The sequence below is a fragment of the Citrobacter meridianamericanus genome (genome assembly GCF_041320245.1).
Taxonomy (GTDB): domain Bacteria; phylum Pseudomonadota; class Gammaproteobacteria; order Enterobacterales; family Enterobacteriaceae; genus Citrobacter; species Citrobacter meridianamericanus.
In genome coordinates this window covers 1,786,713-1,801,326 of sequence record NZ_CP101036.1, presented here as the reverse complement: position 1 = coordinate 1,801,326, position 14,614 = coordinate 1,786,713, and the positions used below count along the sequence as shown (strand labels likewise).

12 protein-coding genes are annotated in these 14,614 nt (G+C 50.5%); 5 read left to right on the top strand and 7 right to left on the bottom strand.

The genetic code is table 11. The annotated features are described in order from the left end of the window. Positions 1-15 precede the first annotated feature (15 nt). Positions 16-459: an NADH-quinone oxidoreductase subunit NuoA gene (gene nuoA / locus NMD08_RS08580; RefSeq protein ID WP_003028077.1), complete on the bottom strand. Its 444-nt coding sequence runs from the start codon at positions 457-459 to the stop codon at positions 16-18. Positions 460-1,085: 626 nt separating this feature from the next. Beyond that, positions 1,086-2,024 carry a transcriptional regulator LrhA gene (gene lrhA, locus NMD08_RS08575; RefSeq protein WP_151219927.1) on the bottom strand — a complete coding sequence of 313 codons (939 nt, stop codon included), beginning with the start codon at positions 2,022-2,024 and terminating at the stop codon, positions 1,086-1,088. A gap of 928 nt (positions 2,025-2,952) precedes the next feature. Between lrhA and alaA the strand changes: the two genes are divergently transcribed. Together alaA and yfbR are read left to right on the top strand one after the other, a co-directional pair. Then, entirely contained in the window at positions 2,953-4,170 is a 1,218-nt protein-coding gene (gene alaA / locus NMD08_RS08570) for an alanine transaminase AlaA (RefSeq protein ID WP_005129483.1), read from the top strand. A gap of 84 nt (positions 4,171-4,254) precedes the next feature. Next, entirely contained in the window at positions 4,255-4,854 is a 600-nt protein-coding gene (gene yfbR / locus NMD08_RS08565; RefSeq protein ID WP_151219928.1) for a 5'-deoxynucleotidase, read from the top strand. A 55-nt stretch (positions 4,855-4,909) separates the two neighbouring features. Here yfbR and NMD08_RS08560 read toward each other — a convergent pair whose 3' ends face one another. From NMD08_RS08560 to yfbV, 4 genes are all read right to left on the bottom strand, one after another. Continuing rightward, positions 4,910-6,742: an SLC13 family permease gene (locus NMD08_RS08560; protein WP_151219929.1), complete on the bottom strand. Its 1,833-nt coding sequence runs from the start codon at positions 6,740-6,742 to the stop codon at positions 4,910-4,912. A gap of 77 nt (positions 6,743-6,819) precedes the next feature. Continuing rightward, a complete protein-coding gene (locus NMD08_RS08555; protein WP_151224804.1) occupies positions 6,820-7,497 on the bottom strand; it encodes a sugar phosphatase in 678 nt (225 codons plus the stop codon). Then, positions 7,490-7,984, bottom strand: a complete 495-nt coding sequence (locus tag NMD08_RS08550) for a YfbU family protein (protein ID WP_003028086.1) — start codon at positions 7,982-7,984, stop codon at positions 7,490-7,492. The genes NMD08_RS08555 and NMD08_RS08550 overlap by 8 nt, the downstream gene beginning before the upstream one ends. A gap of 83 nt (positions 7,985-8,067) precedes the next feature. Next, positions 8,068-8,523, bottom strand: a complete 456-nt coding sequence (gene yfbV, locus NMD08_RS08545; RefSeq protein ID WP_003028087.1) for a terminus macrodomain insulation protein YfbV — start codon at positions 8,521-8,523, stop codon at positions 8,068-8,070. 339 nt (positions 8,524-8,862) lie between these two features. Between yfbV and ackA the strand changes: the two genes are divergently transcribed. The 3 genes from ackA to yfcC all read left to right on the top strand — a co-directional run bounded on the left by ackA (position 8,863) and on the right by yfcC (position 14,003). Next, positions 8,863-10,065 carry an acetate kinase gene (gene ackA, locus NMD08_RS08540; RefSeq protein WP_003028092.1) on the top strand — a complete coding sequence of 401 codons (1,203 nt, stop codon included), beginning with the start codon at positions 8,863-8,865 and terminating at the stop codon, positions 10,063-10,065. Between the two features lie 76 nt (positions 10,066-10,141). Beyond that, entirely contained in the window at positions 10,142-12,283 is a 2,142-nt protein-coding gene (gene pta / locus NMD08_RS08535) for a phosphate acetyltransferase (RefSeq protein ID WP_151224765.1), read from the top strand. Positions 12,284-12,482: 199 nt separating this feature from the next. Further along, positions 12,483-14,003, top strand: a complete 1,521-nt coding sequence (yfcC, locus tag NMD08_RS08530; protein ID WP_048211065.1) for a putative basic amino acid antiporter YfcC — start codon at positions 12,483-12,485, stop codon at positions 14,001-14,003. A 55-nt stretch (positions 14,004-14,058) separates the two neighbouring features. Here the strand turns inward: yfcC and yfcD are convergent, their stop codons facing one another. Beyond that, a complete protein-coding gene (gene yfcD, locus NMD08_RS08525; protein WP_151219930.1) occupies positions 14,059-14,613 on the bottom strand; it encodes an NUDIX hydrolase YfcD in 555 nt (184 codons plus the stop codon). Position 14,614 lies beyond the last annotated feature (1 nt).

Genomic DNA, 14,614 nt, shown 5'->3' with positions numbered 1-14,614 from the left:
CTTAATGCCTCGCGGTTAGCGTTGACGATTAGCGATACTGTTCGTTTCCGGGTTCATACGCTCGCGGCGTGAACGCGCGGGCGTCCAGTCCAGCGCGCCAATACGCACCAGATAAACCAGACCTGCCAGTAACACAAAAATAAAAATTGCAGCTTCCACAAAGCCAATCCAACCGCTTTCACGGATAGAAGTTGACCATGCGAACAGATACAGCGCTTCAACGTCGAAGATAACGAAGAACATGGCTACCAGATAAAACTTGGCAGACAGGCGCAAGCGGGCGGTGCCGACCGAGTCGATACCTGATTCAAACGGCACGTTTTTAGATCTCGCGCGCGCGCGACCACCTAAAAACCAGCCGCCGACGAGCATCAGGCAGCACAGGCCAATGGCAACAATAAGAAAGATAGCGAATGCCCAGTGATGAGCGATGATTTCAGTGGATGTTGACATACTCATTGCTTACTCATCAAAAGTAGCGCCAAATTCTCTGCTCTTTTCGGCAGATGAACGCCACATCGATTCATGGGGAGGAATAAAAAAAACCTTACAATCACTGTGAAAAATCATTCTAGACAGCTAATTGATAGGGTTTTTTACTCCTTTCTATAACCTTTTGTCAACTTTAACAAAAGTTTCCTCACATTATTTTACACTACTCCAACTTCATTAACATAAAGTGCTCTTTAGACCCATTTCGATCGTATCATCGGTCATTTTTAATGTTGTTGAATCGTGTCCGTAGTGAAGTAAAAAAATGATACCCGTCTATTTTGACAGGAATTCACACAGATGCCTCCCCCTAAATGGGAGTATTTTCTTGATCTGTGACACGCTTTTGTTAATTCACCATAAAAAACAGCAACAATTTCTCTAGTTTTTTAACATAGAAACAATTAGTAACGCGGTTGTTTATTTTTCACCCTCCCATCAGACTGTTTTTTTACTCGCTGATTTTGTTAAGTTTTAGTATAGCAAATGACATAAATCGGCAATATTTGCATATAAAAAGAGCCACTGGATGTTTTTTCATCATCAGTGGCTCTTTTTCACACTTACATTTTAAACTGTTTTTTTGTGACGCATTACTCAAAGTCGCCTTCAACAATCATCGAGTCATCTCCCCCTTCAGGGGTAAACTGATTGTATTGCCAAGGGTTTTGATATGTTTGCATCGATTTAAAAATAACGTCTGCTAACTCATTTTGCACGCTCGGGTCGCTGCATAACAGATACTCAGTGTCAGGCAATGGCGGTAATCCGTCCGCTACACCCAGTACACGTAGATCCGGACTCATCATTTCAACAGGCCGCGCAGTAACACCGAGCCCTGCTTTTACCGCCGCACGAACTGCAGGCAACGTAGAAGCAACATAAGCCAAACGCCACGGGATCTGCGCAGCATTCAATGTTGCCAACACGATATCGCGAAACGGGCTCGGATCGTCAAGCAGAACCAACGGTACCGGCTCACCTTTTTGCAGGATATATTCAGCTGCGCAGTACCAGTGCGTCGGGGAGGTGCGTAGATTCAGGCACTCAAAATCTCCTGGACGATTGGTGGTCACCACCAGGTCCACTTCCTGCGACTTCAGCATATCCACCATATAAGCGTTACGTTTGACTCTCACATCAAGCGCAAGCTTCGGATAAACCGAACTTATACGGTTAAGCAGAAAAGGCAGTATGGTATCGGCGGATTCATCAGAAGCACCGATAGTTAACACTCCCTGAAGATTGTTAAACATTAATGATGAGCATGCCTCATCATTAAAACGCAGTATTTTTCTGGCGTAACCCAATAGCTGGATACCATGTTCAGTCAGCAATTTGTTGCGTCCATGGCGCGCGAACAACTCTTTCCCCACGAGCTGTTCAAGACGCTGCATTTGCTGACTCACCGCAGACTGAGTTCGACATACCGCAGCTGCCGCAGCCGCGAAGGTATTCAGATCGGCAACAGCAACAAAGGTTCTCAGCAGATCGAGGTCGAGGTTAATGATCGGACGATTTGCATTTATCATAGTTTTTCACTTACTCGCGGGTCATACCGGGTTAATGCTGTGCATTTAGAATCAAACAACTCCATTTGTAATGTGCCTCCCTTGCGGTTTCGCTTAGTGTAACCAAGTGAAAATAAGGATGTATTTGGTTAAACAAACGAAACAATGCTCTTTCTGAGCTATTTTAATACCCGTGATATTCATTCGGAATATAGCAACGAGAAAGAATCGTATTTTTAGCTGCCGGATGATTCAGGCTAATGGGAAACATGTAAATTTTGTAAATATAAAAAATGGTTAACGAACAATAATTTACACATTAAAAACAAATTTTTCAGTATGTTAGAAACAACCAACAAACATTTGAATTATCTTAAAAATCTTACTACACACCATTTGATGGGAGTTATCTTAACCTAAAACCACTATATTTATAAGTGTTATCGCGAATAATTCCGGGCAAATTGGTGCCATGTCAGAACAGCGGTTTTCGTATTATTATCCCATTCAATTTGATACTGTTTAAATATTAAATAATAATTAATTAAGAACCTCTCAATTCATTAATTATGCTTAACAATGAGTTCACACCGCATCACGTCGGGATCACACCGATAACAGAATTCTGAGACAAAACCTCAGTATTTTCGAATTACGTCAGACAGTTTAGATATCGACTACCTATTGTTTTACAGCATCAACTTTTTTTGACCAGACAAACGACCACACCATCACCACCAAAGCAAAACATAAAACCATAACAACAACAAGATACAGATTATCACTCCACAATAACTTCATTATTTAGTCGTTAAAAGTTAATTACACCCCCGATGCTTTTCAAAATCTTCTCCTGGAGACCCTTCAAAACTTACCGGTGTGGGAGTACATTGTGCTGGCTGACTTCCACGGCAGGGAGTGGCATTCACAGCTAAAAAGGTCAACGTTCATGTCCCCCATTGAAAAATCCAGCAAATTAGAAAACGTCTGTTATGACATTCGCGGCCCGGTTCTGAAGGAAGCAAAGCGTCTGGAAGAAGAAGGTAATAAAGTTCTGAAACTGAACATCGGCAACCCCGCACCATTCGGGTTTGAAGCGCCAGATGAAATTCTGGTGGATGTGATCCGCAATTTGCCAACTGCGCAAGGGTATTGCGATTCAAAAGGCCTTTATTCTGCCCGCAAAGCGATCATGCAGCATTACCAGGCTCGTGGGATGCGTGATGTCACCGTGGAAGATATTTATATCGGTAACGGCGTTTCTGAATTGATTGTGCAGGCCATGCAGGCTCTGTTGAACAGTGGGGACGAAATGCTGGTTCCTGCTCCTGATTATCCGCTGTGGACGGCGGCGGTATCGCTCTCCGGCGGTAATGCCGTACACTATCTGTGTGACGAATCGTCAGATTGGTTCCCGGATCTGGATGATATCCGCGCCAAAATTACGCCGCGTACACGTGGGATCGTCATAATCAACCCAAACAACCCAACCGGTGCTGTTTATTCTAAAGAGCTGCTGATGGAGATTGTTGAGATTGCTCGCCAGAACAACCTCATCATCTTTGCAGATGAGATTTACGACAAAATTCTCTACGACGACGCAGAACATCACTCCATCGCCGCTATGGCTCCGGACCTGCTGACCATCACCTTCAACGGTCTGTCAAAAACCTACCGCGTTGCGGGGTTCCGTCAGGGCTGGATGGTGCTTAACGGACCGAAGAAACATGCCAAAGGCTATATCGAAGGCCTTGAAATGCTGGCTTCAATGCGTCTGTGTGCCAACGTCCCTGCGCAACATGCCATTCAGACCGCGCTGGGAGGATACCAGAGCATCAGCGAATTTATTATGCCTGGCGGTCGTCTGTATGAACAACGCAACCGTGCCTGGGAACTGCTCAATGACATTCCCGGCGTCTCCTGTGTGAAACCGCGCGGTGCGCTGTATATGTTCCCGAAAATCGACGCTAAGCGCTTCAATATTCATGACGACCAGAAGATGGTGCTGGACTTCCTGTTACAGGAAAAAGTACTGCTGGTTCAGGGGACGGCGTTCAACTGGCCGTGGCCGGATCATTTCCGTATCGTCACACTGCCGCGTATTGACGATATTGAGATGTCGCTGAGTAAATTTGAGCGTTTCTTGTCAGGATATCACCAGCTGTAATAACAGAGAGTGCTACCGAGATTTGCATCCGGTAGCACTCTCTGCGCAAAATACCTTTACTGAAGTCACTGAGTAAGGGTCGTTATGAAGCAGAGCCATTTTTTTGCCCACCTCTCCCGTCTGAAGCTCATTAACCGCTGGCCGCTAATGCGCAATGTGCGCACCGAAAACGTGTCTGAACACAGCCTGCAAGTTGCCATGGTTGCTCATGCGCTGGCCGCGATCAAAAACCGCAAATTTGGTGGTCAGGTTAATGCTGAGCGTATTGCCCTGCTGGCGATGTATCACGATGCATCAGAGGTGCTGACCGGCGATCTCCCTACCCCGGTGAAATATTTCAACTCGCAGATTGCTCAGGAATATAAAGCGATAGAGAAAATTGCCCAGCAAAAGCTGGTCGATATGGTTCCCGATGAGCTGCGCGATATTTTTGCCCCGTTAATTGACGAACACGCATACAGCGAAGATGAAAAATCGATCGTCAAGCAGGCTGACGCCCTGTGCGCATACCTGAAGTGTCTGGAAGAACTCTCCGCCGGTAACAACGAATTTCTGCTGGCCAAAACACGGCTGGAAAAAACGCTGGAGTCGCGACGCAGTGAGGAGATGGACTACTTTATGGATGTATTTGTCCCGAGTTTTCATCTTTCATTAGATGAAATCAGCCAGGATTCACCATTGTAAGTTTGGGGCGACGTTGCCTTATCCGGCCTACACAGGCAACGTCGCCGGGGAAGCATTAAAACGGAAACAGCATCGGGATCATCACCACACACACCGCCATTACAATGATGGTAAACGGTACGCCGATCTTCACGAAGTCGCTAAAGCTGTAGTTGCCCGGTCCCAGCACGAGCGTGTTAACCGGTGAAGACACCGGCGTCATAAAGGCTGCGGAAGCTGCCATCGCAATCGCCATCGCGAAAGGATATGGTGAAACCCCCATCGACTTCGCCGCCGCTAACGCAATCGGCGCCATCAACACCGCGGTCGCGGTATTGGAGATAAATAACCCGATGGTTGCACACAGCACGAACAGGCAGCCCAGCATCATGTATGGGCCATATCCACCGCCGACATCCATCAGGCCTTTCACTACCAAATCGACGCCGCCGGTTTTTTGTAAAGCCAGCGCGAAAGGCATCATCCCGACGATCAAAATAATACTTGGCCAGTGAATCGCCTTGTAGGCACTTTCGGCATCGATACAGCGAAATTTCCCCATCAGCAGACAAGCAATGATCGCAGCAACCGTATTGGGAATTTCATCAGTGAGCATCAGAGCGACCATCAGCACCAGGCAGAAAATCGCATGCGGCGCCTGGCTGTGCGCCGGAGAAGCTTCACTGACTTCCGCGGGCATATTCAGCACCACAAAATCGCGCCCTTTTTGGCCCAGAAGAGTAATGAGTTTCCAGTTGCCCACCACTAATATGATGTCGCCCATTAGCAGCGGCTCATCCACCACCGCGCCGGCCAATGCAGCACCATCACGTTTCAGCCCAACGACATTCAGGCCGTAACGTGTACGAAAAGCAATTTCTCGTACCGTTTTGCCAATCAATTCCGATTCAGGGATCAGCGAAATTTCTGCCATTCCCACATCAAGCGCCTGCTCGGAGAAGTATTCACCGCGCAGCACCATCGGCTCCAAAAACTGTTCACTGCAAAATTCACGCAAGTCGACATCGGCCGCAGACATATCAATCAGCAATACGTCACGGGCGCGAAACTCAGAAACCCCGTTTACGTCAACGATCACACGACGAAAACGCCGCCAGCGTTCAACGCCAATCACGTTTGCCCCGTAGCGCTCACGCAGCTTCAGGTCGTCCAGACGCTGGCCGATCATCGGAGAACCTGGGCGAATCGCCAGGCGACGCGCGCGCCCGGTCAGGCGATATTCTTTAATCAGATCGCGAAACGTCCGACGCTTCCAGCCGTCTCCCGACGGCCCGGAATCTTCCCCCTTGAGCATAAAGCGCATCAGCAGCATATAAATTATGCCGAGTACCAGAACAACCAGCCCCAGTGGGGTAACGCTAAAAAAACTGAAACCGTTGAGTCCTTCACGTAACAGTTCACTGTTTACGACCAGGTTGGGTGGCGTCGCCACCAGCGTCATCATGCCGCTTATTAATCCGGCAAAGCTCAGCGGCATCATCAGGCGTGAAGGGGAAATTTCCATGCGCATGGAAACGCTTAACACCACCGGAATAAAGATGGCGACTACGCCGGTGGAGCTCATAAATGCTCCAAGCCCGGCAACGGTAATCATCAACAACACCAGCATTTTGACTTCGCTGCTGCCGGCCACCTTCACCAGCCAGGCTCCCATTACCGTCGCCACCCCGGTACGCACCAGGCCGTCGCCGATAATGAATAAAGCCGCTATCAAAATAACGTTAGGATCGCTGAATCCGGAAAAAGCTTCTGTGATGCTCAATGTTCCACTCAGAACAAAGGCAATAATGACCAGCAAAGCGATCGCGTCCATACGCACTCTGCCAGTTGCAAACAAAACGACGGCAATCGCCAGCAATGAGAGAACCCATATCAATTCACCGTTCACAACATATCCTTGTTAAATGAGAGGGATGAGTCGATTCTGCCATAAAAAAGCCCCAACAATCTGGGGCTAAATCATGATCAGGTATTTCTTACAACGACCACATTTCCGTTAGGTTGTTTGGTCACAGAAATATGTTCCAGACTGGTCAGAGAAAAATCGACCTCATCCAGACGCGGCGTGTCCGCAGGCGCATTGACCGCGATCACATGACACCCAGCCGTCAGTCCTGAAAGCACCCCGGCGGGCGCATCTTCCACTACCGCGCACTCCTGCGGCGCAAGCCCCAGAAGCTGTGCGCCTAACAGATAAGCGTCTGGCTCTGGTTTCCCTCTTTTTACCCGTTCGGCGGTGACAAACACTTCAGGCGCAGGAAGCCCCGCGACACGATGGCGCGCTCGTGCGACTGGCATAGAACCGGAGGTCACAATCGCCCATGGAATACCCGCTTTATTGAGGTGATTGAGCAACTCAACCGCCCCCGGCAGCGCGGTGATCCCAGCGGTTTCTGTCGCTTCGATCTGCTCCAGGCGGGTGAACTCCGCAGCGATCTCTGCCTCAGATTTGCCCACCATAAAGTGTCGCAGAGAGGTAATGGCCTGCTTGCCATGAATAAAACCGAGCACTTCAGCATGATCGAGGCCAAAACGATCGGCCCAATTGCACCACGCGCGTTCTACTGCGGGTAAGGAATCGACCAGCGTTCCATCCAGATCAAACAGAAAACCTTTGCACTGCACGCTCGCCCCCTCAGGCATTAATGATTTGGTTAATTTCATTCGCGCTCAAATGATACTGGCGCGGGCAAGAGTGCCAGACGTTCAACATACGCTGATATTTTTCCCACATCGGGGTCTGAGCGTTGAAGCCATGCGTCCCCGCATCAAAGTGGGTATAGCGACCTTCCACATTCACCATAAAGCGAACGTATCCGAGAAAACGGGCTTCCGTTGCGGCGTCAAAACCGAGGAAGGTCACGCGGCGCTCATCAATGGCCTGTGCATCCTTAAGATTAGTCCAGGACACATGTAATGCGTGATACATCTCCATAATATCGATAATCGTACGACAGGTTTCTTCCGTCAGCTCACCAAACTCACGATCCAGCTCGCGCATCTGCAAGCCGTAACCGCGTTCAATAATCGTCTGCAAACGACGATAACGCTCGGCGTTAGTGGGATCGAGCATAGTCATCATTTTGTACTGATTAGACAAAATCAGACGTTGAGCGTTGGTCATTTCCATTTGGGACTCCTGTATCACTACTACTGCGATGAAAAAAAAGAAGGCATCTTGTGCCTTCTTTTATATGCGTAATCAGGGGTCAATTACAAATCATCGAGGAAAGTTTTATCCAGTTGTTTGAAGGCGCGCTTAAGCGTGTCAGCCAGCGCCTGATAATCAGGCTTTCCTTCGACCGGAGAGAGCGCCTGCCCGGCTTCCTGCAATTTACCCCGAACTTCGTAGAACCAGTTGAGTATTGAAGGCGGCAGCGGCGTCACGGAACGTTTACCCAGCCACCACATGCCCTGCATCGGCAGGCTAAGCGCAAACAGCGCGGTCGCAACGGCCGGTCCCAACTGCCCCCCTAGCGCAATTTGCCAGCATAAGGTGAAGACGGCGATAGGCGGCATAAAACGGATTGCGTAACGCGTCATACGGATCACGCGGTTCTCTACAAACACGGGCGCGAGGCGCTTTTCCATTGGCCACGTCTTTGCGTAGTGCTGCCCCCGGCGAAACAAGCTAAAAAAATTGACGGAACGATTATCCGGTGTCGACATGGCGGTTACCTCAACTTCACATATAAAAATTAAAAAATTTGTGCAAAACAACAACTGCAATGGACATCGTTCAAAACATTTTGTCTTTGATACCCACATTCAGGTATCCTGTGCCGGCCTGTAAGGCCATTAGTCCAAAATCATTGAGTCGTCAAATTGACACATAGTATGCCATTGGCTGAAAAATACGCAAAATGACATAGACTCAAAGGTATTTATTCCATCGTGCCCAAAAAGACTATGGCGCATGATGTTAATCATAAACGTCGGTGTCATCATGCGCTACGCTCTATGACTCCCTGACGTTTTTTTAGCCACGTATCATAAATAGGTACTTCCATGTCGAGTAAGTTAGTACTGGTTCTGAACTGCGGTAGCTCCTCACTGAAATTTGCCATCATCGATGCAGTAAACGGTGAAGAATACCTTTCTGGTTTAGCCGAATGTTTCCATCTCCCAGAAGCACGTATCAAATGGAAAATGGATGGCGGTAAACAAGAAGCGGCTTTAGGTGCAGGCGCCGCTCACAGTGAAGCGCTGAATTTTATCGTTAATACTATTCTGGCACAAAAACCAGAACTGTCCGCTCAGCTGACTGCAATTGGTCACCGTGTTGTTCACGGCGGCGAAAAATACACCGGCTCTGTGGTTATCGACGATTCCGTTATTCAGGGTATCAAAGATGCAGCCTCTTTTGCACCGCTGCATAACCCTGCACACCTGATCGGTATTGCTGAAGCGCTGAAATCCTTCCCGAATCTGAAAGACAAAAACGTGGCCGTATTCGACACCGCGTTCCACCAGACTATGCCGGAAGAATCTTACCTCTACGCCCTGCCGTACAGCCTGTACAAAGAACACGGCGTTCGTCGTTACGGTGCGCACGGTACCAGCCACTTCTTCGTCACTCAGGAAGCGGCAAAAGTACTGAACAAACCAGTTGATGAGCTGAACATCATCACTTGCCACCTGGGCAACGGCGGTTCTGTATCTGCTATCCGTAACGGTAAATGTGTTGATACCTCCATGGGTCTGACCCCGCTGGAAGGTCTGGTGATGGGTACGCGTTCCGGTGACATTGACCCGGCGATCATCTTCCACCTGCACGACACACTGGGCATGAGCGTTGACCAGATCAACAAAATGCTGACCAAAGAGTCCGGCCTGCTGGGTCTGACCGAAGTCACCAGCGACTGCCGTTATGTTGAAGATAACTACGCGACTAAAGAAGACGCTAAACGTGCAATGGACGTTTACTGCCACCGTCTGGCGAAATACATCGGTTCTTACACTGCGCTGATGGATGGTCGTCTGGATGCTGTTGTCTTCACTGGTGGTATCGGTGAAAACGCCGCGATGGTTCGTGAACTGTCTCTGGGCAAACTGGGCGTTCTGGGCTTTGAAGTTGACCATGAACGTAACCTGGCCGCACGTTTCGGCAAATCTGGGTTCATCAACAAAGAAGGTACCCGTCCTGCGGTGGTTATCCCAACCAACGAAGAACTGGTTATCGCGCAAGACGCGAGCCGTCTGACCGCCTGATTTCACACCGCCAGCCTAGCTGGCGGTGCTGTTTTGTAACCCGCCTGAAACGGGCGGTAACGAAAGAGGATAAACCGTGTCCCGTATTATTATGCTGATCCCAACCGGAACCAGCGTCGGTCTGACCAGCGTCAGTCTTGGCGTGATCCGCGCAATGGAACGCAAAGGCGTTCGTCTGAGCGTCTTCAAGCCGATCGCTCAACCGCGTGCCGGTGGCGATGCGCCAGACCAGACTACCAGCATCGTCCGTGCTAATTCTTCTCTGCCAGCCGCTGAGCCGCTGAAGATGAGCCACGTTGAATCTCTGCTCTCCAGCAATCAGAAAGATGTGCTGATGGAAGAGATCATCGCGAACTACCACGCGAATACTAAAGACGCTGAAGTTGTCCTGGTTGAAGGCCTGGTCCCAACCCGTAAACATCAGTTCGCGCAGTCTCTGAACTACGAAATCGCGAAAACGCTGAATGCAGAAATCGTCTTCGTTATGTCTCAGGGTACCGATACTCCGGAACAGCTGAACGAGCGTATTGAACTGACTCGCAGCAGCTTCGGCGGCGCGAAAAACACCAACATCACCGGCGTAATCGTGAACAAACTGAACGCACCGGTTGATGAACAGGGCCGTACTCGCCCGGATCTGTCTGAGATTTTCGACGACTCTTCCAAAGCGAAAGTGATCAAAGTTGATCCGGCTAAACTGCAGGAATCCAGCCCGCTGCCAGTTCTGGGCGCGGTGCCATGGAGCTTTGATCTGATTGCCACTCGTGCAATCGATATGGCGCGTCACCTGAACGCCACCATTGTGAACGAAGGCGATATCAACACCCGTCGCGTGAAGTCTGTGACCTTCTGCGCACGCAGCATTCCGCACATGCTCGAGCACTTCCGCGCAGGTTCTCTGCTGGTGACTTCCGCTGACCGTCCGGACGTGCTGGTTGCTGCATGCCTGGCAGCGATGAACGGCGTAGAAATTGGTGCTCTGCTGCTGACCGGCGGCTACGAAATGGACGCGCGTATTACTAAACTGTGCGAACGTGCATTCGAAACCGGCCTGCCGGTATTCATGGTAAACACCAACACCTGGCAGACCTCTCTGAGCCTGCAGAGCTTCAACCTGGAAGTTCCGGTTGACGATCACGAGCGCATCGAAAAAGTTCAGGAATACGTTGCTAACTACATCAACGCTGACTGGATTGAATCTCTGACCGCAACGTCTGAGCGCAGCCGTCGTCTGTCACCACCAGCGTTCCGTTATCAGTTGACCGAGCTGGCGCGTAAAGCGGGCAAACGCGTCGTTCTGCCAGAAGGCGACGAACCGCGTACCGTTAAAGCGGCGGCTATCTGTGCTGAACGTGGTATCGCAACCTGCGTACTGTTGGGTAACCCGGATGAGATCACCCGCGTAGCGGCCTCTCAGGGCATTGAACTGGGCGCTGGCGTAGAAATCGTTGATCCGGATGTAGTTCGCGAAAGCTACGTTGCTCGCCTGGTCGAATTGCGTAAAAACAAAGGCATGACCGAAACCGTTGCCCGCGAACAGCTGGAAGACAACGTAGTTCTCGGTACCCTGATGCTGGAACAAGACGACGTTGACGGCCTGGTTTCTGGTGCCGTTCACACCACCGCGAATACCATTCGTCCGCCGCTGCAGCTGATCAAAACTGCACCGGGTAGCTCACTGGTATCTTCCGTATTCTTCATGTTGCTGCCGGATCAGGTTTACGTTTACGGCGACTGCGCGATCAACCCGGATCCGACTGCAGAGCAGTTGGCAGAGATCGCGATTCAATCCGCTGATTCCGCAACTGCTTTCGGTATCGAACCGCGCGTAGCGATGCTCTCCTACTCCACTGGTACTTCTGGTGCAGGTAGCGATGTAGAGAAAGTACGCGAAGCAACCCGTCTTGCGCAGGAAAAACGTCCTGACCTGATGATCGACGGTCCGCTGCAGTACGATGCCGCAGTTATGGCTGACGTAGCAAAATCCAAAGCGCCGAACTCTCCGGTTGCTGGTCGCGCTACCGTGTTCATCTTCCCGGATCTGAACACCGGTAACACCACCTACAAAGCGGTACAGCGTTCTGCCGACCTGATCTCCATCGGGCCGATGCTGCAGGGTATGCGTAAACCGGTGAACGACCTGTCTCGTGGCGCGCTGGTAGACGATATTGTCTACACCATCGCTCTGACCGCGATCCAGTCTTCCCAGCAGCAGTAATCTGCCATGCGTGCCGGATGCCTTATCCGGTACACATCCTGCTTATCAAACCGGAAATAGCTGATATTTCCGGTTTTTTTATATCTGATTTCCCGTTGGCCTGGTCTGAATGATTTACCAGGATGCGCTGCATCAATGAATAACTATTCTTCTGTTTGCATACTTACCCTCTTTTGCATTGCAACAGGGATAGTCTTTCATGTCAGCAGTAACAGAAACACGGCCAGCTAAAAAGTGGGCGATGCCCGACACGCTGGTGATTATTTTTTTCGTCGCCATTTTGACCAGTCTGGCGACATGGGTAGTTCCCGTCGGGATGTTCGACAGCCAGGAAGTGCAGTATCAGGTTGATGGGCAAACCAAGACTCGCAAGGTCGTTGATCCCCATTCATTCCGCATTCTGACCAATGAAGCCGGTGAAGAGCAGTATCACCCGGTTAAATTCTTTACCACCGGTGATGAAAGTCCTGGCCTGATGAACTTCCCGTTTGAAGGGTTAACCTCCGGTTCTAAATTCGGCACCGCTGTTGGCATCATCATGTTTATGCTGGTTATCGGTGGCGCGTTTGGCATCGTGATGCGCACCGGAACTATCGATAACGGCATCCTGGCGCTCATCCGCCATACCCGAGGGAACGAGGTCTTGTTTATCCCGGTGCTGTTTATTCTCTTCTCTTTAGGTGGCGCAGTGTTTGGTATGGGAGAAGAGGCCGTCGCCTTTGCGATAATTATCGCGCCGCTGATGGTACGCTTGGGTTACGACAGTATCACCACCGTGCTGGTAACCTATATTGCCACCCAAATCGGTTTTGCCAGTTCCTGGATGAACCCGTTCTGCGTGGTGGTCGCGCAGGGCATTGCGGGCGTCCCGGTGCTTTCCGGCTCAGGTTTGCGTATCGTGGTATGGGTCGTTGCCACGATGATTGGTCTGACCTTCACGCTGGCCTACGCGGCGCGCATCAAAAAGAATCCGCTGCTGTCGCGCGTTCATGAATCAGACCGTTTCTTCCGCGAACAGCAGGATGAGGTCATTGAGCGCCGCTTCACGCTCGGCGACTGGCTGGTGCTGATGGTGCTGACGGGCGTGATCGTGTGGGTCATTTGGGGTGTTATCGTCCACGCATGGTTTATTCCTGAGATTGCCAGCCAGTTCTTCACCATGGGTCTGGTGATTGGCATTATTGGCGTCGTCTTTCGGCTGAACGGCATGACGGTCAACATAATGGCATCCTCATTTACTGAGGGTGCGCGCATGATGATTGCTCCTGCCCTGCTGGTCGGTTTTGCCAAAGGGATATTACTGTTGGTAGGCAATGGTGAAGCGGGCGATGCCAGCGTGCTGAATACCCTGCTGCACAGCATCGCCAACGGCATTAGCGGTCTGGATAACGCCATTGCGGCGTGGTTTATGCTGCTGTTCCAGGCAGTGTTTAATTTCTTCGTCACTTCCGGCTCCGGGCAGGCTGCGTTGACCATGCCGCTGCTGGCACCATTGGGTGATCTGGTTGGCGTAAACCGTCAGGTCACCGTTCTGGCATTCCAGTTTGGTGACGGATTCAGTCATATTATCTATCCTACGTCGGCATCACTGATGGCAACGTTAGGCGTTTGTCGGGTGGATTTTCGTAACTGGCTGAAAGTAGGCGCCACGCTGTTAGGACTGCTGTTTATTATGTCCAGCGTGGTGGTGATTGGCGCGCAGATAATGGGTTACCATTAAAAAAGATTGCCCGGCCTACACGATTTCTAGACGCTGTAGGCCGGATGAGCCGATTCTATTCAGCTTCTTCCTGATTTTCAGCTTTCGCCCCTTCATTCTTGGCGTTGCGGGTCATCCACAGCGCCAGGGCTTTCAGTGAGTCCGGCGTAAATTCGTCGCAGCGCGCGGTGATTTCTTCCGGCGTCAGCCAGCAAACTTCACTGACCTCTTCTTCCTGAAGCGCAAACGGTCCATGGGAAACACAGCTAAACAGCCCGCCCCATACGCGACAGTTCTGGTCTTCAAAATAAAACTGCCCATGCTCGGCAAACGGTACGCCCGCAATCCCCAGTTCCTCTTCCGCTTCACGGCGCGCTGAGTCCAGTAACTGTTCGTCAGCCTGCACAACGCCGCCAGCGGTAGCATCCAGCATACCGGGCAAAAAATCTTTTGTCTCAGTACGACGCTGAACCAGAATTTTGCCCATACCATCGTGCACGACGATATATGTCGCACGATGACGTAAGCGCTGCGCCCGCATTTGTTCCCGGCTGGATTGTGCGATGACTTCGTTGTCTTCATTCACAATATCCACCCATTCCGTACTTGCCAAACGACGCTGTTCCACCATC

Excerpts from the sequence above, each read along its gene's own strand:
- nuoA (WP_003028077.1), bottom strand. The coding sequence starts at position 459 with ATGAGTATGTCAACATCCACTGAAATCATCGCTCATCACTGGGCATTC.
- lrhA (WP_151219927.1), bottom strand. The coding sequence starts at position 2,024 with ATGATAAATGCAAATCGTCCGATCATTAACCTCGACCTCGATCTGCTG.
- alaA (WP_005129483.1), top strand. The coding sequence starts at position 2,953 with ATGTCCCCCATTGAAAAATCCAGCAAATTAGAAAACGTCTGTTATGAC.
- yfbR (WP_151219928.1), top strand. The coding sequence starts at position 4,255 with ATGAAGCAGAGCCATTTTTTTGCCCACCTCTCCCGTCTGAAGCTCATT.
- NMD08_RS08555 (WP_151224804.1), bottom strand. The coding sequence starts at position 7,497 with ATGCCTGAGGGGGCGAGCGTGCAGTGCAAAGGTTTTCTGTTTGATCTG.
- NMD08_RS08550 (WP_003028086.1), bottom strand. The coding sequence starts at position 7,984 with ATGGAAATGACCAACGCTCAACGTCTGATTTTGTCTAATCAGTACAAA.
- yfbV (WP_003028087.1), bottom strand. The coding sequence starts at position 8,523 with ATGTCGACACCGGATAATCGTTCCGTCAATTTTTTTAGCTTGTTTCGC.
- ackA (WP_003028092.1), top strand. The coding sequence starts at position 8,863 with ATGTCGAGTAAGTTAGTACTGGTTCTGAACTGCGGTAGCTCCTCACTG.
- yfcC (WP_048211065.1), top strand. The coding sequence starts at position 12,483 with ATGTCAGCAGTAACAGAAACACGGCCAGCTAAAAAGTGGGCGATGCCC.
- yfcD (WP_151219930.1), bottom strand. The coding sequence starts at position 14,613 with ATGGTGGAACAGCGTCGTTTGGCAAGTACGGAATGGGTGGATATTGTG.